The sequence below is a fragment of the Amycolatopsis albidoflavus genome (genome assembly GCF_039525725.1).
GTDB classification, from domain to species: domain Bacteria; phylum Actinomycetota; class Actinomycetes; order Mycobacteriales; family Pseudonocardiaceae; genus Amycolatopsis; species Amycolatopsis albidoflava.
Window position 1 is genome coordinate 12863 of record NZ_BAAAHV010000021.1, and the last position, 22201, is coordinate 35063.

Sequence of the window (22201 nt, forward strand, 5' to 3'; positions counted from 1 at the left end):
CCACACTTCTCCCTGCCCTGGTGAAAGGAGGTGCGTCATGCCGCCTTCGTGGCCTCCCCCGCCGTTCGACGACGCGCTCGCGCGTATGCGCGAGTGGGATGCCTGGTACACCGGTGATCCCGAGCGGCTCGTCGAGGTCTACACCGGTGAACGCCGACGCGCTGTTACACCTCGGCTTCGGCCGTCGACGTACCGCGGCGGCCTAGTGGGCGGGCTCGCTCGGTTCTTCTGGGGCCGCCCGATCCCGGCGGGCCAGACGCGACAGCGGTTGCACGTGCCGCTCGCCGCGGACATCGCGACCGCGTCGGCCGACCTCCTATTCTCCGAACCGCCCCGCATCGTTGTCGACGACCCTGCGGCGCAGGCTCGGCTTGACCTCGCACTCAACTCTCCGGCGATGCACTCGCGGTTGCTCGAGGCGGCCGAGATCGCGTCGGCGCTCGGCGGCGCCTATCTGCGTGTGGTCTGGGATACCGACGTGGCGAAACACGCCATGCTCGACGCCGTCCACGCCGACGCCGCGGTGCCCGAATGGCGGTGGGGCGAGCTGGCCGCAGTCACCTTCTACACGCGGGTACGCGTCGACGGCCCGGCCGTGTGGCGTCACCTCGAGCGCTACGAACCGGGCCGGATCGTGCATGCGCTGCATGTCGGCACCGACACCGAACTTGGTCGAGCAGTGCCACTTACCGAGGACCCGGCGACCGCATGGGCTGCGTCGCTGGTCGACGCCGAGGGCAGCATTGCCACCGGCACTGACCGGCTGGCCGCCGCGTACGTGCCCAACGTCCGCCCTAACCGGGTGTGGCGCGGCACGCCGCAGCTCGCGCCGTTAGGCCGGTCGGACTTCGACGGCGTCGAAGGTCTCTTCGACGCACTCGACGAGGTCTACACGAGTTGGATGCGCGACGTCCGGATCGCCAAGGCTCGGCTACTGGTGCCCACCGGGTACTTGCAGGACAACGGTGTCGGCCGTGGGGCGAGCTTTGACGAAGACCGCGAGGTCTATACCGAGTTGAACGCGCTGTCGCGCGGCGGCTCGGACACCCTCACCGTCTCCGCGCACCAATTCGCGATCCGGGTAGCCGAACACCGCGACACCGCCGAGGACATCACCCGGACAGCGCTCCGGACCGCCGGCTACTCGCTTGCCACTCTCGGCGACAACGACGGCGACGCCTCGATCACCGCGACCGAGGTCACTGCCCGCGAAAAACTGTCGAACCGGACGCGCGACAAGAAGACGCGGTACTGGGCCTCCGGGCTAGCGCGCGTCTCCGCCGCGCTGGTCGAAATCGACCGAGCCGTCTTCGGCGGCTCGGCGATCGTGTCCGAGCTGCCGAAGGTCGAGTTTCCCGACCGGACGCAACCGGACCCCGAAGCGCTCGCGCGCACGGTGCAGGCGCTCGGCGCGGCCGAGGCAGCCTCGACCGACGTGCGGGTGCGGATGGTTCACCCCGATTGGGACGACGACCAGGTGCGCGACGAGGTCGTCGCCATCCTCGCCGAGTCCGGCCGGACCGTGCCCGATCCGGCGACGTTCTCTGGGCTGGAAGACCCGGAAGTCGATGTCGCGGGAACCACACCTAGCTCCCGGTTTGCGAAGGCGGCAGTTCGTTGATCGCTTCCAGCGAGTAGCCCTTACGTCCCGGCTGATTGCTTCCTCGCTTATATGTGGTGACAACAGCGAAGCGGCCTTCGACTTCAAGATCGGGCGACGACACGAGATGCGCCACCTCAGAAGCTAGTTGTTCGGGCACGTTTGCCCTAAATGAACGGCCGACGTGCGGAGCAAAACGGACCGTACTCGACGACCATTCCCAGCCATCAACTGTTCCGGCGATGGTCTCATGGTCAACAGTGCGAACCGCGTCGCCGGCCGCACGCTCAAGCCTGCCCGCAGCTGGCAATGACAGTCGAACGGATCGTTCTCCACTTCGGGCGTCCGTCCACGAACCGCGCAGTTCGTAAGTCGCTTCGCGAGTCACCTTCGCGAAGCGAGCGAGAGCATCGCGGGCAGCAGGCGAGAGATCGTGCATAGCCGCGCTCAAGTCGACCGAGGTGGGATCTTCACCATCTTGCGCAAGGTTCATAAGGGTCACAAGTCGATTGAGCCCCATAGCCTCGACATGCTCAGCTCGCTTAGTGGCAAGCGCGCCCGCCGCAACAGCAGCATCCGGAGGTTCAACGATCAAACGGACACTTCCAAGCGCGGGGGTGACGCGCAGCGAACTCGAAAGGCGCCCGATTCGGCCGATGCTCTTGGTGACGTTCTTCACAACTTCATCAAGGGCTTTCAGGAACGTAGCCAAGGGACCTACGTCAGTCGTGTGCCCCTCAACCCCCGGCCCTTCCACATGAAGATCAAGCACGGACGTCGGTCCGTGCACCCGATCGAGCAATCGATCCAAGTGCGCGGTCATCAGAGGCCGCCGAAGATCGTCGGTCGCGACACGTTCAAGCAGGTCGCTGTATTGATTGAGGTCGTCGTTCCAGTTAACTTCGGCCCCGGCCCGTCGAGGCGACCGGCGACGGTGCAAGGGCTCGGGCGTGCTCATGGTGACCACCTCACTTCCACGAAGCCCTTCGCGTCCTCCACCAGTCTCCCCTGTTCACCAGGCTTTGGCGAGGGGAGCCGCAGCCGGGACCAGTTCCCGTGCCACAAGTCGACCTCGTCCTCGGTCACTGGATCGCGCGGGTAGTAGATGACGTAGTTGAAGTCGGTTAGGTGACGCTGTTTCGTGCCTCCCGGCTCCCATCGCTCGTTACGCAGAGTGTGAATCCGCTCTGCGGCCCTGCTCGAGCCTCCAAGCGAGTTCCAAGCGGACCGTAGAGCAAGGCCATCGATAAGCACCAGAAGGTCGATGTCCCGAGGGTCATCACAATCCGTAACGAACGAGCCGTTGATCCAGACAGCAAGCAGCGGGATGCCCTCCGCGTGGATTCCTTCAAGGCGTGAGCGAGCGAGCAGCAGACGTGAGCGCCGGTGGGCCGAGCCACCAAAAACCTTCTCAACTTCGTCCCAGGTCGCCGGATGCCCCGTATCTGACCAGGGCAGGACAAGCTGATCCGGGTCTAACGACGAGGGTTCGAGGGGCGGAAGCACCGCACAGTCCCCCTTCCAGTCGTCGCCTGACTTTTGGTGATCGTGACTTGGTTGCACGGTGTTACTAGCGGTTCATCACGCCGTGGTCACGGGACCAGATTCGGTCACCCCTCATCGGGAACTTGGCGAGGGGGCCGTCGATGCCGTGGGAAGCCCCGCCCGGAGTTGACCAGGCCGAAGTCGTCGAGCAGCTCGCCGCAGACATCCTCGCCCTGTACACGCAGGCCGAGGCGCGGTTGCTCGGCGACATCGTCCGCCGCGTCCGCGCCGATCAGGACGTGCCCGAGTGGGCTGCGCAGAAGGCCGCCGCGGCGCGTGAGCTTCGGCTCGCCGCCGAACGGATCGCGACGCAGGTCACCGGGCGGGCAGGCCAGGCGGCTGCCGATTCCGTGTTCGCCGCGTGGCAGGCCGGCGCCGAGCAGGGGCTCGCGCAGCTCGCCGAACTCGGCGCGCTGTCGTCCGAGCAGCTCGAGCAGCTCGCCGGCGTGGTGCCCGGAATGCAGGCGGCCGCCATCCTCGCCGCGGACCTCACCAGCCGGCTCGAGGCGCTGCCGCTGCGCGTCTTGCGCTGGCAGCAGGACGCCTATCAAACGGCAGTCGCCGCCGCGGCGCCCGATCAGTTGCTCGGTACCGGCACGATCCACTCGGCGCAGCGGGCCGCGTGGGACCGGCTCGCCGCCCAAGGCGTGACCGGGTTCGTTGACCGCGCCGGCCGCGACTGGAATCTCGCGAGCTACGTCGAGATGGCCGTGCGCACCGCGACCGGGCGCGCGTGGAACGACGGGCATCTCGCCCGTATGGCTTCCGCCGGCGTCGAGCTGGTCACGATCACCCGCTCGCGCCATGCCTGCCAGCTCTGTACCCGCTGGGAAGGGCGGGTGTTGGCGCTGTCCGGCCCTGCCAGCGAGCGCCAGGTCGAGCACACTCTCACCGACGAGACGGTCACCGTCGACGTCGTCGCCACCGTCGAGCAGGCGCGGCTCGATGGGCTCATGCACCCGAACTGCCGGCATCAGTTCGTGCCGTTCCTGCCTGGGGTGACCAAGCTCGACGAGGTCCGCGAGCACGACGCCAAGGCCGAGCAGGACCGCGAAGACCTGCGCGCGCTCGAGCGCAAAGTGCGCCGGAACAAGCGCAAGGCCGCGGCCGCGCTTACCGACGACGAGCGCCAGGCCGCCGAGCGCCGGGTGCGCGAGACGCAAGCCGAGATCCGCGAGCACGTGAAGCGGACCGGGCTCAACCGCAAGCGCTACCGCGAGCAAGTCAACCTCGGACACGGCGACCTCCGGGCCGCCGAACGCCGGCGCGACCAGCTCGCCGAGACTGTTTCCGACGGAAACACCGAGCGGAACCGGCTCGACGCCATCGCCGCCGAACAAGCGCGCCGACGCGAGGCCGAGCGGCTCGCCGCAGAGAAGGCCGCAGCCGTCGACGTGCGGGAGCTGTCCGACGAGCAACTCGCCGAACGGCTCGCCGAAGTCGGCGACGACGAGGACGCTGTCGCCGCAGTGCTCGCCGAGCTAGACCGGCGCGAAGCCGACCAGCAGTACGCCGACGACCCGGACGCCGAGAAGTGGGCCGAGGTCGACCGTCTCGTCGAGACCGGCCTCGACTACGAACAGGCGTACGCCGAAGTGTTCGACAAAGACGTCGAGAAGATGCGCCGCGAGGACGCCATCGCCCGACTTCGACGCGAGGGCTACACCGGCCGCGGGTTCGACGAACTCGCGCGCGCCGCGTACGCCGAGCGGCTCGAACGCGACTACTTCGCCGCCGAGGCCGCTACAAACGGGTTCCTGCTCACGCAGGAAGGCCAGCGCAACGGACTCGACCCGCGGAACCTGTTGCGCCAGAACGAGAACTACGCCCGCCGCTGGGCATCCGACGAGCTGAAACAGTGGTGGGACAAAAACGGTAGGGTCACGTTCGACCAGTTCGCCGCCGAGTTGCTCGACGGCGGCAACGGAGAACGGTTCCGCACCGGGGGTGAGTCGTGGCTACAGTGACCGCCGAGCAAGTCCGCGCCGCCCGGGAACAGGGTTACGCCGCCGGTTACGGACTCGCACCACCGACGCCGAACCCTTACGCGCCAAGGCATACGCCCGAATGGCTCGGCCCGCGAACGCCGGCCGAGCGCGCCCACCAAGAGAACGCCGAGCGTGGGCCTCTTGCGCTCGCGCGTGTGTGGCGACTGGCATATCAGGACGGGCAGGCCGCTTACGCGCGCGAACACCATAGCTAGTTTGGCTGATCTTCTTTGAATCGAGACACCAGCCAGGCGTAGATCTGTTCCCGATCTCGTTCGGGGTACTCGTCCGCAAAAGCGTCGACCGTCCGCAACGCCTCCTCGACGCTCAGTCCGCGCGCTCGCGCCTCGGCGAGGTATTCGCGCTGCGAGGCGGCCTGTTCGTCGCGGTTGCCGCGTCCCGGCAATCCTGCTCGCCAGTACTCCACCTCGGAGACCCTCTCTGGCAGCCATCCCGGCACGCCGTCAATCTCGACGTCTGGCGCCGGGAACGGATGTGCCGAGTCAAAGGGGAACCGCTCGCGCCACTTGTTGACCGCTGAACGGCTCACGCCGAGCCTCTCCGCGAGGCCACTCGCGCCAATGAATTGACGTACGACCGTTTTTTGCTGCGGTGCGCTCATGCGAGCACCGCCACGCCGGTCACGTCGTCACGTGCATAAAGCGCGCCGACAGGTTCCGGCCAAGCGAACGGCGCCGGTTGGGCCTCGGCGCACGCCTCCCAAATGTCGACCTGTCCCGGGATCTGCCCGGCGACATGCCTGCGCATTGCCTCGGCCTCGATCAACGGTCCGACCTCAAAAAGCCCCTGCATTCCACACCTTTCAGTTTGTCACCACTGTTGACAATCTAACGAACTCCTCCAATATTTGTCAACATCGGCGACAAACTCAGCTTGCTCGGTCAGGCGCCGAGTTTTCCCATCCCACGACCGCCCAGGAGGCAACCGTGTCCACACCCGTCATCCCGCCTGCTCCCGCCGGCGAGCCGTCTGGCACAGTCGGCGAGCCGAATGCGACGGGTCAGCCAGCCACAATCGAGCAGGCACCGGCGACCCGCCAGCCGAGCGCCCTGACGCCCCCCGATCCGTCCGCGGCCGCGGACGAACTCGCCGCGCTCGATCCGGCCACGCTGGCGAAGATGGTGCGCGATCTGCGCGCCGAGAACGCATCGGACCGCACGAGCGCGAAGACCAAGGCAGCCGACGAGGCACGGCAGCAGTTCGCGCAGGACATCGGCAAGGCCCTTGGCCTAGTCGCCGGCGACGACGACAAGGCGGACCCGGCGAAGCTCGCCGAGCAGGTCACCGCCGAGCAGCAGCGCGCCCGTGCCGCCGCGGTCGAGCTGGCCGTGTTCAAGTCCGCCGGCCCACTCGGCGCCGACCCGACCGCGCTCACCGACTCGCGCGCGTTCCTCTCCGCAGTCGAGAAGCTCGACCACGCCGCGGCCGACTTCGCCGACAAGGTCGGCGCAGCGATCACCAAGGCCGTGACCGACAACCCGAAGTTGCGCGCCGCCGGCCACGCGCCGCCGCGCAGCAGCGGCCAGCACTCCGGCGGGACCGGCGACAAACCGGCCGCGAAGTCCCTCACCGACGCCATTACCCGCCACTACGGCAACTGACCACATAGGAGAGTCACCCCATGGCCGTCACCCTGGCCGAAGCGAAAAACAACGCACAGACCGACTATGACCCGGCCGTGATCGACGAGTTCCGGAAAGAGTCGGCGATCCTCGACTCGCTGATCTTTGACGACGTCGTCAACCCCTCCGGCGGCGGCGCGACCCTCACCTACGGATACCGGCGGCTGATCACGCAGCCGACCGCGGATTTCCGCGCGCTCAACTCCGAGTACGCGCCGCAGAACGTGACCACCGCACCGTTTTCGGTCAACCTGGCCGTGCTCGGTGGCGCGTTCGAGGTCGACCGGGTTATCGCCAAGATCGGCCCGGCCGCGTCCGCCGCAGTGTCGCTGAACATGTCGCAGAAGATCAAGGCCGCCAACACCCGGTTTCAGGATGCCGTGATCAACGGCGACACCGCCGTCGACACCAATGGTTTCGACGGGCTCGACAAGGCGCTCGTGGGCTCGACGACGGAGTTTCGTGCCGGCCAGATCACCGACTGGACCGACTTCGACACCAACGCGCGCGCCGAACACAAAGCCCTCGACGCCATCGACGAGTTCCTCTCGCTGCTCGACGGCACCCCGTCGGTGATCATCGGCAACGCGAAGTCGCTCGCCCGGGTTCGAGCAGCAGCTCGGCGCGCGAGCATGTACACCCGCGACCCCGTCGAGGGGCTGCTCGGCGTCAACGGGCGCCCGGTGGTCCGGGAGACCTACGGCGGGGTGCTGCTCGTCGACGCCGGAGCCAAGGCAGGCACGAACAACCCGATTGTGCCGATCCTCGGCCGGACCGTTGGCGGGACCGCGGCGACCGGGCTCACCGACCTGTACGCCTACCGCGTCGGGCTCGACGGTTTCCACGGGGTCGCCACCGTCGGCACGCAGCTCGTCGAGACCTGGCTGCCCGACTTCACCATCCCGGGCGCGGTGAAAAAGGGCGAGGTCGAACTCGGCCCGGTCGCCATCGCGCTCAAAGCCACGAAGGCGGCCGCCGTCTTCCGCAACATCAAGGTGCAGTGATGCCACGACACACGATTGAAACCCCCGTCGACGGCTACACCGGCCACGTCGCCGGCGTCGACTTCCTCGAGGGCCGCGGCGAGACCAGCGACGAGAACGCGGTCGCCTACTTCCAGCGGCACGGCTACACCGTCACCCCGGCAGAGGACGACGGCGAGACCGCCGAGCCGCCAGTCGCCGACCCGGACGACACGAAACGCAGCCCCCGACGGACGCCGGCGAAGTAGCCGCCGCGGCTGGTGCCCGTGCCCCGACCGGGCACCGGCCGCGGTTCCAACGCAGGAAGGGGGCGGCAATGGCGCGCGTCTATGCAACCGCCGAGGACTACGCGAACTGGCTCGACCTCACCACTCCGCCCGACGGCATCGCCCGGTCGCTCGCGCGCGCGTCGCAGCTCGTCGACTGGCTGCTCGTGACCGCCGTCTACGCGACCGACCCCGCCGGGTACCCGACCGACCCGGACAAGCGCGCCGCGGTCCGCGATGCCACGTGCGCGACCGTCGCATGGTGGGAGGACACCGGCGACGACACCGGTGCCGCGGCACGCTACACCTCCACCGGCATCGGGTCCGTCACCTTGTCCCGCGCGAACACGCCGGCCGCGGCAACCCCCGCCGGCGCGCAGGCCGCCCGGCTCGCGCCCGAGGCTATGCAGCTACTCGCCGACGCCGGCCTCGGCGACGGCCCGGTCGAGCAGGAGGTCGCCCGGTGGCGGTGACCATGCCGGCGTTCCTGCTCCCGCACACCGTGACCGTGAAGCCCTACGCCGGCACCGGCTCGTACGGTCCGAGCTTTGGTCGGCCGTTCACCATCCGCCGCGCCTACGTCGAGGACCGGCGCCGCCGGGTTCGCGCGTCTGACGGGGCCGAGACCATCAGCGAAACGACCGTCGTCGTTCGCCCCGGCCCGGCGATCCCGGTCGGTTCCGAGGTGACCGTGTGGTCCGGCACGCCGGCCGCCCGCACGGCGACCGTCATCACCTCGAGCACGTTCGACCATCCCAGCGCCCCCGCGCACCTCGAGATCACGCTCACGTAAGGAGGTATCCGCCATGCGGCTCAAGACCGAGTTTCACTGGAAAGGCGACCTCATCCTCGAGGACTTCACCCGCGGCGCGGAGAAGGGCGTCAAGCTCGCCGCCGAGCACGTCCGCAGCGTCGCCGTGAACCGAGCGCCGAAGGACACCAGCGCGCTCCGCAACACCGGCACAGCGACCACCGACGGACTCGACGGCGCTGTCTCGTTCGACACCGAGTACGCCGTGCGCCAGCACGAAGAGACCACCTGGCACCACGAAGACGGCCAAGCGAAGTACCTCGAGACCGCGCTCGACGACGAGACCGACGTCGCCCGGCAGATCATCGCCGCGCAGATCCGCAAGGCGACCCGCTCGTGAGCTTCCTCGCCGAACTCGGCGACATCATCGCCCGTCACCTCGCTGAGAACGGCGTCGGCATCTTCCGACCCGACGGCGTCTACGCGCCCGACGAGACGGGCATCGTGTTTGGCGCCGTACCAGCCGAGCCAGCACGCGTCGTCGCACTGCTGCTCTACCCACTCACTGCGGACGCCGACGCCGACGCCAAGTACGGCCTGCGCATCCGGTACCGCTCATCCGGTGCCGACCCACGGGACACGCTCGATGCGGTCGACGCCACTTTCGACGCTCTCGCATACGCCGGCGAGCGCCAGCTCGGCCTCGCCGTTCACCTGCTCACTCGCGCAACCTCGAACGCCAGCGGCACTGACCAGAACGGCCGGTACCTACACACTGACACATACCAAATCGATGCACACCACCCAACTAGATACCGCGCGTAAGAGCCCGCAGCCGTTACCTTGCGCTTATGCAGACAGGTCAAGTCTCAGTTTGGGTTCCCATCCTAGTTGGGGTTATCGGCATGATCGGCGTTGTTTCCGGACAACTTGTCAACGCGTGGCGCGAGGACCGCCGCTGGCAACGTGAAGTAGCGCGGGAGGACCTTCGTTGGCAAAGGGAGCTGACGAAAAATCGCGAGCAATACAGCCACGATCAGCAGCAAAAGACGAGGGAATTGCAGCTCCAAACATACAGCGAATTTGTCGCCACGATGTCCAAGGTCGAATCCAACCTTCTAGCAAATATAACTTGCCAGCAGGGAAAAGCAGGAGAGCTTTCGCGACTACATCAAGAGAATGCATTATTGATTGACAACGTCTCGCAGCTGCTTGCAAAGATTTCTATCATCAGCACGGATGAAATTAGTCACGCGGCAACTTTGTACAAGGAAACCGTGGATGCCACTTCCCACAGCCTAATGCGCATGGAGCGCAACGCAACCGGCGTAACAGACGAAGATATCACAGATCGCACTTTCCGTTACTTTAACAGCGCACAATCGAGTTTTATTGACGCAGTCAAGACAGAACTCCAGGTCGGATGATACCGACATAAAAGCGATTGGATACTAGATGTCTTTGCGTTCCATGCTCGCATCCGATTGGGCACTCGAGGTCGACACCGCCGCGAGCGGTGCGACCGCCCCGCAGTGGACCCGAGTTCACGGGCTGTCGAGCTTTTCCGAGTCCAGCGACGACAACACCGAGGATGACGCGACGAACGACGCGCCCGGGTGGGGTTCGGACGTCATCACGCAGCGGAAATGGAAGATCGAGGCCGAGGGCAAGCGCAAGCGCGACACCAAGGCCAGCACCTACACCCCCGACGCAGGGCAGGAGTTCATCCGCAGGGCCGCGCGCAAGGTCGGTTTCGAGGCTGACGTGCATGTGCGCTGGTACCGGCGCGACGGTTCACCGGATGCGTCCGAGGGATACGCGCAGGTGTCCGAGTTCGAGAAGGGCGGCGAGACGACCGATCTCGAGCCGTTCAACTTCACGTTGCTGGGACAGGGCGCACCGCTCGAGATCGCCAATCCCGCGACCGTTCCGCCGGCTGGTGCCGCTGCGGCCGCCTCGACCGCGAGCGGGAGCAAGTGATGGCGTATCGGGATCTCGACGAGCTGCTCGACGGCGGGCTCGAACTGCCCATCGGCGGCAAGGTCTACGTCGTGCCGCCGGTCGACGCCGAGACCGGTCTGCGGCTGCAACGGCTGCACGACTGGATGTTCGGCGTTGCCGCCGCGGTCAAGGCGCACGAGGACGACCCCGAGGCCGGCGAGCTGTCGGTGCCCGAACCCGGCGGCGAACTGCTGTCGGACGCGCAGGAAATCGACATGTACCGCAAGTCGCTCGGTACCGCCTACGACGAGCTGCTCGCCGACGGCGTCGCGTGGCCGCGGTTCAAAGTCGCTGGCATGACGGCGTTTCTGCACCATACGCAGAGCGCCGAGGCTGCCGAGGCGTATTGGAATACCGGTGGCCGCCCGGAAGCCTCGGCGGGGAATCTGGCGAGCCGTCGCGCGGCGGCCCGATCGACCCCGCAACGGGCGTCCGGGAGTGGTACGAGCCGGACACGGAAGGCGGTGCCGGCGACGGCCCGCAGTGGCGGCAAATCCTCGAGCGCTGGTCGCTCGTCGAGCTAGACCTGCACGAAATCTACGGCGTCGACCTCGAGGCGCCCGGCCTGCTGCACGCCCGTTCGTGGCGCTGGCTTCGCATCCGTATCGCTGGCCTGTTCTCCACCGACGCGAGCCGACTACGTCGAGCGCTCTACCCCGAGGCTGATCGCCCCCGCCCCTGACTGAGCAGCGGGCGGGGGTGATCCCCTGTGGCGCTCACCATCGGCGAGCTTGTCGGTTACCTCCGCATCGACGACAAGGGCGTCGCCGGCAAGCTCGCGCAGGCCCGCGCGAGGTTCGCGGCCGCGGCACGCGACACCGACGTCTACGACAACGCGCTCGTGCGCGCGGGCAAGTCCGCGCGCGACATGGCGATGTCGGCCGGCGCGAGCGCGCTCAAGATCGGCGCCCTTGCCGGTGCCGCGAACCTCGCGGGCGGGGCGCTCGGCGCGCTCGGCGGCGGGCTCGTCACCGCCTCGGGCGCGCTGCTGATCCTGCCGGGCGCCGCGGTCGCCGGCGGTGCCGCGCTGGTCTCGCTCAAGGTCGGCATGTCCGGCTTCGGCGACGCGATGAAGAACATCGACGACCCGAAGAAGTTCGCCGAGGCCACCGCGAAACTCGCCCCCGCGGCACGGGACGCCGCGAACGCCGTGCGCGAGATCAAACCTGCGTGGGACGCGGTGAAAAGCTCTGTACAGCAAGAGCTTTTCCCCGAGATGGGCTCGGTTGTTCGCCAGCTCGGCGGACAGTACATGCCGATTCTCAAGCGCGGCATGACCGACGTCGCCTCGAGCTTCGGTGTCGGCGCCGCCGGCCTGGCCGCGTTCCTGCGCGAGGCGCAGACCGGGCGCGACGTCACGACGATCTTCGACAACAGCTCGACCGCGGTGTCGAACCTGGCCGAGGTCACGCAGCCGCTCGCGCAGGTGTTCCGCGACGTGGCGACCGTCGGCTCGACCGTGTTCGCCGACCTCACCACCGGCGCAGGCTCGGCCGCCGAACGGTTCGCCGCGTTCATCGCGCAGGCCCGGCAGTCCGGACAGCTCGAAGCGTGGATGCGCAACGGGCTCAACGCGCTACAGCAGCTCGGCCAGCTCGCCGGCAACGTCGGCGGCATCGTCGCCGCCGTCTTCCGTGCGATGTCGACGAACGGCACGTCGACGCTCGACGTGCTGTTGCAGGCGACCGGAGCCGTGCGGGACTTCCTCAACTCCGCACAGGGCGCCACGCTGCTACAGCAGATCTTCGGCGGCATCGCCGCAGCCGGTCGGGGTCTGGCCCCCGTGTTCGCCGAGATCGGCCGCGTGCTGGTGTCCGATGTCGGACCGGCGATTGCCGTGCTCGGTCCGCAGCTCGGGGCCGCGCTCGCCTCCCTGGCCCCGGCGGTCGCCCCGCTCGGTCGGGTGCTCGCGGCCCTGGCCCCGGCGGTCGGCGCGGTCGCGCAGTCCTTGGCCGGCGGGCTGGCCTCGGCGATCGTGGCACTCGAACCGGCCGTCGTCGCGCTCGCCCCCGGGCTCGCGACGCTGGCCGGCCAGATCGGCACCGTTCTGGCCACCGCGCTCCAGCTGGCCGCTCCCCTGCTCGCGCTGCTCGCCGGTTTCCTGTCCGACAACATGACGTGGCTCGGCCCGCTGGCTCTGGCCTTTGGCACTGTCGCCGTCGCGATCGGTCCGCTAGTGTCCATTGTGGGTGCTCTGTCGTCCGCTTTTCGCGTAGCCAAAGATGTTTGGACGATTCTTCAGCTCGCGATGATGGCGAATCCCTTTGTCGCCATCATCGCCGCCGTAGTCGCCCTGGCCGTCTTGATCATCTCGAATTGGGACACGATCAAGGCCGCCCTAGCGGCCGCCTGGGAGTGGATCAAGAGCACAGCGTCGGCTGTTTTTGGCGCTATAGCTGACTTTTTCTCCGGAATCTGGTCCACGATCACCGGCGCCGTCTCGGCCGCCTGGGACTTCATCACCGGGATCGTCTCCGGAGCGCTGAACTTCGTTCGCTCGACTGTCCAAAATGGACTAAATGCGGTTCTGGGATTTTTCCGCAATATTTGGTCGAATGTGTCCGGCGCCGTCTCAAACGGAGTGTCGTCCGTGCTGTCGTTCGTCGGCAGCCTACCCGGTCGTGCGCTGTCGATGCTGGGCAACTTCGGCTCGCTGCTGATCTCGGTGGGCGGCGATCTGCTGCGCGGGCTCTGGCGAGGCATTTCCGGTGCCGCCGACTGGCTGTGGTCCAAGGTCAAGAGCTTCTTCGGCTCGCTGCTTCCCGGGTGGGTCAAGGACATGCTCGGCATCTCGAGCCCGTCGAAGGTGTTCGCCGACATCGGCCGTTGGATACCGCCCGGCCTCGCCGGCGGTATCGACAAGGCCGCCGGCGTCGCGACGCGCTCGGCGTCCGATCTGGCCTCGCGGGTGTCCGCCACGATGGCGGACGGTCTGAGCACGCCCGCGCTCGCGTTCGCGGGCGCGACTGGAACGGGGTCCGGTGCGGCCGCCGGCATGTACGCGGCGGCCGGAAGCCGTGCGACTGTCCACATTGACCAGTTCCACGCGACCCCGGCGCAGTCGCCGGCCGACATCGCCGGAGAACTGGACTGGCTGAGCCGCGGGGGTGGGTAGTGGCTGCCGGTGACCTCATCACCCGCGACGGACAACTCGAGTGGCGCGGCGAACTGCTCGGCGCTGGCACAGCCTACGGGTGGCGCGCTCTCGAGGGCTGGCTCGACCTGCCGCAGATGCGCGGCGGCGACATCGACCGGCCCGGCCAACACGGCGCGTTCCCGGGACAGTTGCTCGCGCAGTCCCGCACCGTCACCTACTCGTATGTGATCTCGGCTCGGCGAGCCACCCGCGAGCAGTACGCGGCCGCAGTCGCCCGGTTGCGCGCCATCACCGCACCGAGCGAGAACCCCGACGAGGAACCGCTCGTGATCCGGCTCGACGGTCGGCGCTGGCAGGCGCTCGCCCGGTGCACGCGCCGGTCGGTGCCGACCGGGCTCGAGTACGACGTCGGCTACGTCGCCGGCGCGCTGCAATGGGTCGCCACCGATCCCCGATTGCTCGAGCTGCCCGGCTACACCGCGTCGACAATGCTCGGCGCGACGGATTCCGGCGGGCTCGGCTTCCCGATCAGGTTCCCGATGCCGTTCGGCACCGCTGCCCGCGGCGGGGTGATCACGTGGACGAACACCGGCACGGCCGAGGCGTGGCCGGTCTGGCGCATCGCCGGCCCGGTCCGCGGCCCGTCCATCACCCGGCGCGATACGGGACAGGCGCTCGAGTTCGACCCGGATTGGTTCATTCCCGCGGGTCAGGTCGTCGAGGTCGACACGCTCGCCCGAACCGTGCTGTTCGTCGGCAGCAACGTCTCGGCGTCCGACCGCCTGTTCACCCGGGGGTGGTTCAGCTTCCCGCCCGGCCGAGAGACACAGGCCGTTTTCGCTTCTGCCGCACCGAGTTCCGACTCTCGCCTGTCGGTGACCGTGCACAGCACCGCCATGTGAGACGGAGGTTTCCCATATGCCCGAACGCAACTCGTGGGCCGTCGGCTCTACCGACAAGCCCCTCATCAGCACCGAAGACGCCCGCCTCGCCGTGTCCGCGCTGCTCATTCCCGGGGCGAACGCAGTCACCACGCGCAACGGCATCCGTCCCGCCCCGGGAACCCCCGGGCGCGTCCACGCCGCCGGCACGGCAAGCGGCTCGATCGTGGTCGAGCCGTTCCAAGGCGCTGTACGCGCGTCCCGCGGCATCGGGTCCTACCTGGTGTCGCTGGACACCGCGAAGACCCTCGACGTGCTCGCCGTCCCCGCCGATCCGGCGAACGACCGCCACGACCTGGTGATCGCTCAGCAGTCCGACGAGTTCTACCTCGACACCGCGACCAAGTTCGAGGTTCGCCTCGCGCGCGGCGCGGCGTCGGCGACCCCGAGCGACCCCGTCGTCGACGGCTCCCGCGACTGGTTCACCCTCGGCCGCGTCCGCGTGACCGCAGGCGCGGACAAGATCACCGACGCCATGATCGACCAGCTATCGCCCGGGTGGACGGTCGCCCTCGGCGGCCTGCTGCCCGTCGGCAGCGTCGCCGAGCGCAACACCATCGCCGCGTATCCCGGGCAGTCGGTCTACCGCATCGACAAGGGATGGAGCGAGGTCTACGACGGCACCGCATGGCGTGTCCACGGACAGGTGACCGCGGGCTCCCTGGCCGACATCACCGACCCGTACCCCAGCCAGCTCGCCGCGCTCGCCAGCACCGGCCGGCTGTACCGCTGGAACGGCGAGAAGTGGCTCTACGCCGCGATGCTCAGCGGCGCGACCCCCGGCGGCGACTGGACGATCACCACCAACCAGCCGACCTCGAACACGCCGGCTCTGCTCACCTTCCCCCAGATCAACCGGCCGCCGGGCGGCATCACGCTCGCCGGCGGGGTGTTCACCGTCGAAGAACCCGGCTGGTGGGACCTCTCGCTGAACCTGCGCTACGGGGGCGGCAACACCGACAAATACGCCATGATCGGCGGCTCGTCCGCGGGAAACCTGTGGGCGAAGGACAGCACAGCCGGCGGCGGCAACAACGTCTCGGCGTCCACCTCGAGGTGGCTCGACAAGGGCGCAACGTTCCGGTGCTACGGCTACTCGGGCGCGGCGAACGCAGTCACCAAGGAATCATCGGGCGACCTGATCAGCGGCTTTACCGCAGTGTGGCGGGGTCCGTGATGGCGCTGCCCGCGTACACGTTCCTCGTCGCCGACCTGCGCAGCGGCAACGTGCTCGACGAGCTGCCGCTGTCCGGAATCAAGTACAACCGGCCGTTGAACGACGCGGGGAAGTTCTCCGGCACGTGGGACCTTTCCCGGCACCCGTCGACGCGCCGGCGCGACCCGTACGAGCTGACCATGCCGGCCCGGCGCGCGCTCTACGTCCTGCGCGATGACCGGCCGATGTGGGGCGGGCTCATCTGGACCCGCAAATACGACAGCAGCACCGGCGCCGTCGAGATCCAGGGCGCGGACTGGTGGAGCTACTTCGACCACCGCAAGGTGTTGCCGCTGCTGCCCGGCCCGGTCGCCGTCGACCGCGTCGCGAAGCTCGCCACCCGCTACAACGACACCGAGCAAAACGACATCGCGCGGCGTCTGGTGCAGCTCGCCCAATCGCACGCTGGCGGCGACATCCGGGTCGAGGTCGACGACTCGCAGTCGTTCATCTACCGCGACCGCGAATACCTCGGGCACGCGCTCACCGACACCGGCGAGGCCCTGCGCCAGCTCTCGCGCGTCATCAACGGCCCCGACATCATGTTCGGCGTCGCCCCGGGCGCCCGCGGCCGCGTCCGTCGCATCATGCGCGTGGGCACGCCGCAGCTCGGCCAGACCGGCACCGCGCACGTGTGGGAGACGGGCGGCAACATCCTCTCCTACGTCTGGCCGTCGGACGCCACGCGGATGGCAACGCGCACGTTCGCCACCGGCGACGGCATGGCCGAGGGAACACCCATCGCCGTCGCCGAGGACACCGCGAAATACCCGGCGCACTGGCCGTTGCTCGAATCCGAACAGGGCTACTCGAGCGTGAGCGACGTCGACACCCTGCAAGGCCACGCCGACGCCGACCAGATCGTCGCCCGGCTGCCCGTCGTGCTCCCGACGCTCACCGTGCGCGGCGACACCGCGCCCTACGTCGGCGAGTGGGACACCGGCGACGACGTCCGCGTCGTCATCCGCGACGAGTTCATGCGCCGCGGACTGGACACGGCAATGCGGATCGTCGACGCGCAGTACGCGCCCGCCGAATCCGTCGAAACCGTCACCATCACCATGAGCCCGCTAATCGAGGATGCCGCCTAATGCAGGTCAACCAGCCGTCCAACATCATCGACCGCGTCATCGCCCTTGAACGGGAGTTGGCCTCTGTGCGCAAGAAAGTCGGGCTGTCCTCGGCCGTCATCGCCCGCGGCGGCTTGACGCTCGTCGACGACAGCTACATCAAGGTGACCGATTCCGACGGCGTCGAAATCCTCTACATAGGACCGGATTCCCAAGGCAAGCAACGGTTTGTGCTCCGCCGCGAAGGCGGCGCAACCCTCATGTACACGGCGGGCTCGGCGCAGTACGGCCGCGACTTCTGGGCGATGAACGACTCAACCGGCCGCATCGTCGTGTCCGACAACGCCGAGGTAGGCGCCGGTCTCGCACGCCCGTGGCTTCCCATCGTCATGTACCCGATGTTCATCACGCACACCTACAGTCCCGACCCCGGGCTCGGCGAGACCTTCGGCTACATGGACATCGACACCGGGAAGCTCAGCGGTGAAACCGCGTTGTGGGAAGGGCGCGCGTCCGTCTCGCACCCCTGGGTCACGATCGATGGCGTCTGGGGCCAGTCCTTCGGCAAGCCGAACGTCACCTACCGGCTCAAGTTCGACGGCAAAGAAGTCGGTTCGTGGGAAGCGAACGTCGGACCCGTTGTCAGCCGGCAAGGCCGATTCAGCGTGGCCGAGTTCGTCGGCCGCGACTGGGTCGAAGTCACCTTGACCGCCTCGACGTCCGGTGCCGGCGCGATCGCCTGCCAAATCCTCGGCTGCTACTGCATGTAGCCCGAAACACCCCACCCCGCAAGGAAAACCGAACCCGTGAACCTCGCCGATCCCGGCGCGCTCGACATCGCCGGGACGGCGGGTGTCGCCATCGCCGCATACCTCGTCATCCGTCGCGTGTGGACAGCCGCACGCAACGCCGCCCGCGGCCTGCGCCGACTCGGCCACTTCGCCGACGACTGGTTCGGCGAGCCCGAACGCAACGGCGTCACCGCCCGGCCCGGCGTCATCGAACGCATGGCCGCCATCGAAACCGCCGCCGCTGCCACCCGCGACGACGTCCGCGACCTCGTCGAGCGCGTCGAACGGGTCGAGCACGAGCTGCGCCCCAACTCCGGCACGAGCCTGCGCGACGCGATCGACCGCGTCGAGAACGCCGTCGCCGACGGCACCGACACCGCAAAACCCAACCCACAGAAGAAAACGGGGTAGATCATGGCCGTTTCACAAAACGGCTGGCCGGTCGATCCGGCCCGCCGAGCACGCACGATCCCGGGCAGTTCGGTCCGGCTCACCGTCGCCGACGGACCCGCCGGCGACGTCCTGATGCACGTCGCGAGCCAATTCGACAAGCGCGTAGAGGACATCGACCTTCGCTCGAGCCTCGGCGAGTTCGACGACTGGGGCTATGCCAACCGCCCGATCCGAGGCAGCACAAGCACCTCGAACCACGCGTCGGCGACCGCCGTCGACTTCAACGCCACCCGGCACCCGATGGGCGTGCGCAACACCTTCTCCGCAGCCCAGCGTGCCGAAATCCACCGCATTCTCGCCGAAGTCGACAACGTCGTGCGCTGGGGCGGGGACTACTCCGGCCGCGTCGACGAAATGCACTTCGAGATCAACGCGCCCTACGCGCGCATCGCCGCCGTCGCCGGCCGACTGGCGGCCGACGCACCCGTCAACCCAACACCACCGAAAGAGGTCGAGATGAGCGCAATCCCCCTGTCCCTGCCCTACTCCGCCGACTGGAACTACGTCGCACTTCCCTTCGAGAGCAACGGAAACTCGACGGTCGTAGGCGATGCGTGGTTTACCGTCTTCGCTGCCTGGGGTGACGTCGAGTACGAAGTCGTCACCATCGGCGGCGACCTCAAGCTCGTTGGCCTGATCGGAACTGCCCCGACAGCCGGCCGACTCGCCGACCGGCAGCGGAATTTCTGGCAGGTGCCGAGCGGCCTCGAGGGCATCGCGCTCCGGTACCGGGCGCGCAACGCCAAGGGCGAGGCCACCAACGGCCGCATCGGTTACTCGTTCCCGCAGAAGGGCAAGTGACCATAGACGAACCCACCCCGCAGCACCAGCTCGGAGAGAGATTCGGTGCATAGCTTCGCTCGAACGGCATCACGACCTAGTCCGCTATCTTTTCAATGAAGTGCATGTTTCCATTTTTATCGCGCTCCATTATTATTGTATGAACATCCTCTTCTCCCGCATCTCGAAAGAGGGATATCAGCACCCCCAAGGGAATGAAGTACAAGTATTTCTTCCTCTCCCTATCCGATGAAACAAATACGCCATCGAATAGACCCGTTAGTTCATCGGCAGATAGCACCCACACCCAGCTATGCACGATCTGATTACAGAGTTCCGACAACCCGATGACAACCTCAGTACCCCCCTCCAAGTTGTAGCTCTCCCATATTTGATGGCGGTCCCAGACGTCCGGAACACGCCCGGTTAACTCATGACGAAGCACTGTTACCCGCTTGACGTCCATCGCATCGGAGAGCTTCCGCGATTCCTTGAGCTTTCGGAGCGCATAGGCACTGACCATTATGTCGCGTTCGACCAAAAAACTACTTCGCTCAGTCCAACTCTTTTGATCCCCTTTTTTCTCCAACCGACCCGCAACTTTAATCAACTCTTCTTTCCATGGAACGGAGTCCGAAATCATCCGGCAACCATACAGCGATGGATACGCTTTTAAAGCAACCTCACCGCAATGAGAGTGAGCCTTTACTCGTGCGCGACAATCTTGTGATTAATAAGGGCGCCGAGTGGGGTCGAGCGTGGCCGGTCACCTCCGGTGGCCGGCCGCTCGACCTTTCCGGGTGGACGGTGCGCGCGCAGGTCCGCGAACGCATCGACGCCGGCGACGTGCTGCACGAGTGGTCGACCGAGGCCGGCAACGCCGGCACCGCGGACTCGCGGGTCACGCTCACCGTGACCGCGGCGACCTCGCGCGCCTGGCCGTGGCTCGCCGGCGTCTTCGACGTGCTGCTCGTCGACCCCGTCGGCCGCGTCGCCCGGATCGTCGAGGGCACGGTGCGCGTGTCTCGGGGGGTGACCCGTGACAGTCCTTGAGCCCGAAGCCGGCCCGCCGGTCGCGCTCGACTGGCTCGCCATCGGCGCACCCGTCGACACCGCACCGCCCGGCGAGCCGGGCGACGTCCTCGAGTTCGGCCACCGCCACGAGCAGACCATCGCGGCCGCGGTCTGGAACGTCTTCCATCCGCTCTCGTTCACCCCCGCCGGCGTGCACGTCATCGAGTCCACCGGCGAGCCGCTGCTCGGCGTGGTCACCTACCCGGCCGCCGGACACGTCCGCATCGAGTTTTCCGCGCCGTGCTCCGGCGTGGCCTACCTGAGCTAGGAGCCCTCGAACATGGCCGACTTGAAGTTCGGCACCCACACCGACCACGGGCTCAACGAAGCCCGCAACCTGGTCGCGCACAAGGTCGCCAGCCTGCCCGCCGGTGCCGAGGCGCAGGTCATCTACCACAACGGGCGGTTGAAGATCCGCGACGCCGCCGGCAACTGGATCGACCCGACCGCGCGCGCCAACCACACCGGAAGCCAGCTGGCCTCGACCGTGTCCGACCTGCGCGCGACCGTCACCGGCTACCGGCTCGACGAGTTCGCCGCCCCCACCGCGCCCGTCAACGCCGGTGCCCAGCGCATCACCAACGCCGCCCCGGGCTCGGCCGCCGGCGACCTCGCCACGTACGGCCAGCTCCAAGACGCCGTAGCCGCCGCGGCCGCCGGCGTCTCGTTCAAAGCCGCCGTGCGCCTGGCCACCACCGGCCCCGTCACCCGCACCGGACTCGCCGCCGTCGACGGCATCACCCCCAACGCCGACGACCGGGTGCTCGTCAAGGCGCAGGCCGACCCGGTCGAGAACGGCATCTACCTCGCCAAGGCGGGCGCGTGGACGCGCGCCGCGGACGCTGACAGCCCCGGCGACCTGCGCGGCGGCGCCGTCGTCGCCGTCGAGGAAGGCGACACCAACGGCGACCGGCTCTACCTGCTCACCACGAACGGCAGCATCACCCCGGGCGAAACCGGGCAGACGTGGGCCGTCTACGGCACCGGCTCGGACGGCTTCACCCTCGCTGGTGCCGGTCTGCTCGCCGTCGGCGCGGACACGATCGCCGTCGGCGCCGGCCCCGGCATCGTGGTCACCGCGGACGCCGTCGCCGTCGACACCGCCGTCGTCGCCCGCAAGGTCATCGCCAACGTCACGCCCACCGCGGCCGGCCCGGTCACCATCCGGCACGGGCTCGGAAATCAGTTCGTCGACGTCTCGGTCTACGACATCAGCACCACCACCCCGGCGCTCGTTCTCACCGGTGCAGACCTCACCGACACCAACAACGTCGCGCTTTCGTTCGGCGGCGCCGGCACCTACCGCGTGGTGGTGATCGGGTAGTGGCCGGCGCACTCGAGTACCGCGGACCGGCACCGGTCGACGGGGCCGACATCGCCACGATGGGCCAACTACCCACCGCCGAAGCGCAAGCGACCGACACCACGCTCTACGGCGACCAAGTCTCGACGCTCCGGCGCACCGATGCCATCTGGGGCGAAACCCTCTCGCCCGGCTACCTCACCGTGTGGGCGACCATCGCGCCGCGCTCGCTCGCCGCGACCCTGGCGAAGTTCTGCGTCTACGCCGCGCACACCGGGCTCACCGGGTTCGACTTCGGCATCTACGCCGGCCCGAACGTGTCCAGCCTCGACCGCAAGATCACGGCGTCCGGGCTGAGCTGGATAGCCACCGCCGGCATAAAGTCGGTCAACCTCGGCACGCTCACCGTCAACCGCAGCGACGCGGTCGCGTTCGCCGGTCTCACGACGGGCAGCGGCACCGCGCCGAGGCTCGCCTCGACCACGCCAGCCACCGGTGCCGGCGCGTCCGCGTTGCTCAACGAAACCCCGTACAGCGTGTACCGCGCCGGTCAGGCCGCGCCGTTGCCGACCACGCTCAATCTGAACGATGCCGTCTGGACCCGGGCGAATCAGAAGTTTTGGGGTTCGCTGCGCTGAGCTGGCAGCACCGCGGCCGCGAGTCCCTGCCAACGGGAGGCGGCCGACGACAGGCGTTGGC

At 67.9% G+C, this 22201-nt stretch carries 28 protein-coding genes; 23 read left to right on the forward strand and 5 right to left on the reverse strand.

Annotated features, from left to right (window positions below; genetic code table 11):
* The first annotated feature begins 37 nt into the window (after window positions 1–37).
* Window positions 38–1621: a phage portal protein gene (locus tag ABD156_RS30585; protein ID WP_344281557.1), complete on the forward strand. Its 1584-nt coding sequence runs from the start codon at window positions 38–40 to the stop codon at window positions 1619–1621.
* Here ABD156_RS30585 and ABD156_RS30590 read toward each other — a convergent pair.
* Complete coding sequence (locus ABD156_RS30590; RefSeq protein WP_344281559.1) at window positions 1587–2558, reverse strand: hypothetical protein; 972 nt, start codon at window positions 2556–2558, stop codon at window positions 1587–1589. The two genes, ABD156_RS30585 and ABD156_RS30590, sit on opposite strands and share 35 nt — an antisense overlap.
* The gene (locus ABD156_RS47885; protein WP_377925993.1) at window positions 2555–3163 is read right to left on the reverse strand and encodes a DUF6932 family protein; all 609 of its coding nucleotides are present in this window, start codon (window positions 3161–3163) and stop codon (window positions 2555–2557) included. The genes ABD156_RS30590 and ABD156_RS47885 overlap by 4 nt, the downstream gene beginning before the upstream one ends.
* A gap of 83 nt (window positions 3164–3246) precedes the next feature.
* Here ABD156_RS47885 and ABD156_RS30595 point away from each other — a divergent pair, with 83 nt between their 5' ends.
* Complete coding sequence (locus tag ABD156_RS30595; protein WP_344281561.1) at window positions 3247–5112, forward strand: phage minor capsid protein; 1866 nt, start codon at window positions 3247–3249, stop codon at window positions 5110–5112.
* A gap of 232 nt (window positions 5113–5344) precedes the next feature.
* Here ABD156_RS30595 and ABD156_RS30600 read toward each other — a convergent pair whose 3' ends face one another.
* Entirely contained in the window at window positions 5345–5755 is a 411-nt protein-coding gene (locus ABD156_RS30600; protein ID WP_344281563.1) for a hypothetical protein, read from the reverse strand.
* Window positions 5752–5946, reverse strand: coding sequence for a hypothetical protein (locus tag ABD156_RS30605; protein WP_344281565.1), 195 nt, complete (start codon window positions 5944–5946; stop codon window positions 5752–5754). Before ABD156_RS30605 ends, ABD156_RS30600 begins: the two co-directional genes overlap by 4 nt.
* Before the next feature lie 134 nt (window positions 5947–6080).
* Here ABD156_RS30605 and ABD156_RS30610 point away from each other — a divergent pair, with 134 nt between their 5' ends.
* From ABD156_RS30610 to ABD156_RS30690, 17 genes are all read left to right on the forward strand, one after another.
* Window positions 6081–6755, forward strand: a complete 675-nt coding sequence (locus tag ABD156_RS30610; protein ID WP_344281567.1) for a hypothetical protein — start codon at window positions 6081–6083, stop codon at window positions 6753–6755.
* Between the two features lie 20 nt (window positions 6756–6775).
* Window positions 6776–7780, forward strand: a complete 1005-nt coding sequence (locus tag ABD156_RS30615) for a major capsid protein (RefSeq protein WP_344281569.1) — start codon at window positions 6776–6778, stop codon at window positions 7778–7780.
* Complete coding sequence (locus tag ABD156_RS30620) at window positions 7780–8007, forward strand: hypothetical protein (protein WP_344281571.1); 228 nt, start codon at window positions 7780–7782, stop codon at window positions 8005–8007. Before ABD156_RS30615 ends, ABD156_RS30620 begins: the two co-directional genes overlap by 1 nt.
* A 68-nt stretch (window positions 8008–8075) precedes the next feature.
* Window positions 8076–8498 carry a head-tail connector protein gene (locus tag ABD156_RS30625; protein WP_344281573.1) on the forward strand — a complete coding sequence of 141 codons (423 nt, stop codon included), beginning with the start codon at window positions 8076–8078 and terminating at the stop codon, window positions 8496–8498.
* Window positions 8489–8818, forward strand: a complete 330-nt coding sequence (locus ABD156_RS30630; protein WP_344281575.1) for a hypothetical protein — start codon at window positions 8489–8491, stop codon at window positions 8816–8818. The genes ABD156_RS30625 and ABD156_RS30630 overlap by 10 nt, the downstream gene beginning before the upstream one ends.
* Before the next feature lie 13 nt (window positions 8819–8831).
* Window positions 8832–9176 (forward strand): hypothetical protein, encoded by a 345-nt coding sequence (locus ABD156_RS30635; protein ID WP_344281578.1) that lies wholly within the window; start codon window positions 8832–8834, stop codon window positions 9174–9176.
* Window positions 9173–9601, forward strand: coding sequence for a minor capsid protein (locus tag ABD156_RS30640; RefSeq protein WP_344281581.1), 429 nt, complete (start codon window positions 9173–9175; stop codon window positions 9599–9601). The genes ABD156_RS30635 and ABD156_RS30640 overlap by 4 nt, the downstream gene beginning before the upstream one ends.
* Window positions 9602–9681: 80 nt before the next feature.
* The gene (locus ABD156_RS30645; RefSeq protein WP_344281584.1) at window positions 9682–10203 is read left to right on the forward strand and encodes a hypothetical protein; all 522 of its coding nucleotides are present in this window, start codon (window positions 9682–9684) and stop codon (window positions 10201–10203) included.
* 43 nt (window positions 10204–10246) lie between these two features.
* Window positions 10247–10756 (forward strand): phage tail tube protein, encoded by a 510-nt coding sequence (locus ABD156_RS30650; RefSeq protein WP_344281587.1) that lies wholly within the window; start codon window positions 10247–10249, stop codon window positions 10754–10756.
* Window positions 10756–11301: a DUF7426 family protein gene (locus ABD156_RS30655; RefSeq protein WP_344281590.1), complete on the forward strand. Its 546-nt coding sequence runs from the start codon at window positions 10756–10758 to the stop codon at window positions 11299–11301. Before ABD156_RS30650 ends, ABD156_RS30655 begins: the two co-directional genes overlap by 1 nt.
* A 185-nt stretch (window positions 11302–11486) precedes the next feature.
* Window positions 11487–13892 carry a phage tail protein gene (locus ABD156_RS30660; protein ID WP_344281593.1) on the forward strand — a complete coding sequence of 802 codons (2406 nt, stop codon included), beginning with the start codon at window positions 11487–11489 and terminating at the stop codon, window positions 13890–13892.
* Complete coding sequence (locus ABD156_RS30665) at window positions 13892–14776, forward strand: phage tail family protein (RefSeq protein WP_344281596.1); 885 nt, start codon at window positions 13892–13894, stop codon at window positions 14774–14776. Before ABD156_RS30660 ends, ABD156_RS30665 begins: the two co-directional genes overlap by 1 nt.
* A 16-nt stretch (window positions 14777–14792) precedes the next feature.
* The gene (locus tag ABD156_RS30670) at window positions 14793–15992 is read left to right on the forward strand and encodes a hypothetical protein (RefSeq protein ID WP_344281599.1); all 1200 of its coding nucleotides are present in this window, start codon (window positions 14793–14795) and stop codon (window positions 15990–15992) included.
* Window positions 15992–17122 carry a hypothetical protein gene (locus ABD156_RS30675; RefSeq protein WP_344281602.1) on the forward strand — a complete coding sequence of 377 codons (1131 nt, stop codon included), beginning with the start codon at window positions 15992–15994 and terminating at the stop codon, window positions 17120–17122. Before ABD156_RS30670 ends, ABD156_RS30675 begins: the two co-directional genes overlap by 1 nt.
* Window positions 17122–17871, forward strand: a complete 750-nt coding sequence (locus ABD156_RS30680) for a hypothetical protein (protein ID WP_344281604.1) — start codon at window positions 17122–17124, stop codon at window positions 17869–17871. Before ABD156_RS30675 ends, ABD156_RS30680 begins: the two co-directional genes overlap by 1 nt.
* Before the next feature lie 36 nt (window positions 17872–17907).
* A complete protein-coding gene (locus ABD156_RS30685) occupies window positions 17908–18303 on the forward strand; it encodes a hypothetical protein (RefSeq protein WP_344281607.1) in 396 nt (131 codons plus the stop codon).
* A gap of 3 nt (window positions 18304–18306) precedes the next feature.
* Entirely contained in the window at window positions 18307–19146 is an 840-nt protein-coding gene (locus ABD156_RS30690; RefSeq protein ID WP_344281609.1) for a M15 family metallopeptidase, read from the forward strand.
* Between the two features lie 76 nt (window positions 19147–19222).
* On the opposite strand, the gene ABD156_RS30695 is transcribed toward ABD156_RS30690, so the two are convergent.
* The gene (locus ABD156_RS30695) at window positions 19223–19768 is read right to left on the reverse strand and encodes a hypothetical protein (protein WP_344281612.1); all 546 of its coding nucleotides are present in this window, start codon (window positions 19766–19768) and stop codon (window positions 19223–19225) included.
* 68 nt (window positions 19769–19836) lie between these two features.
* Here ABD156_RS30695 and ABD156_RS30700 point away from each other — a divergent pair, with 68 nt between their 5' ends.
* The 4 genes from ABD156_RS30700 to ABD156_RS30715 are packed head-to-tail and all read left to right on the forward strand — an operon-like array spanning window position 19837 to window position 22140.
* A complete protein-coding gene (locus tag ABD156_RS30700) occupies window positions 19837–20178 on the forward strand; it encodes a hypothetical protein (protein ID WP_344281614.1) in 342 nt (113 codons plus the stop codon).
* Entirely contained in the window at window positions 20165–20467 is a 303-nt protein-coding gene (locus tag ABD156_RS30705) for a hypothetical protein (RefSeq protein WP_344281617.1), read from the forward strand. The genes ABD156_RS30700 and ABD156_RS30705 overlap by 14 nt, the downstream gene beginning before the upstream one ends.
* A gap of 12 nt (window positions 20468–20479) precedes the next feature.
* Window positions 20480–21523 carry a hypothetical protein gene (locus tag ABD156_RS30710; RefSeq protein WP_344281619.1) on the forward strand — a complete coding sequence of 348 codons (1044 nt, stop codon included), beginning with the start codon at window positions 20480–20482 and terminating at the stop codon, window positions 21521–21523.
* Window positions 21523–22140 (forward strand): hypothetical protein, encoded by a 618-nt coding sequence (locus ABD156_RS30715; protein ID WP_344281622.1) that lies wholly within the window; start codon window positions 21523–21525, stop codon window positions 22138–22140. Before ABD156_RS30710 ends, ABD156_RS30715 begins: the two co-directional genes overlap by 1 nt.
* The last annotated feature ends 61 nt before the right edge of the window (window positions 22141–22201 follow it).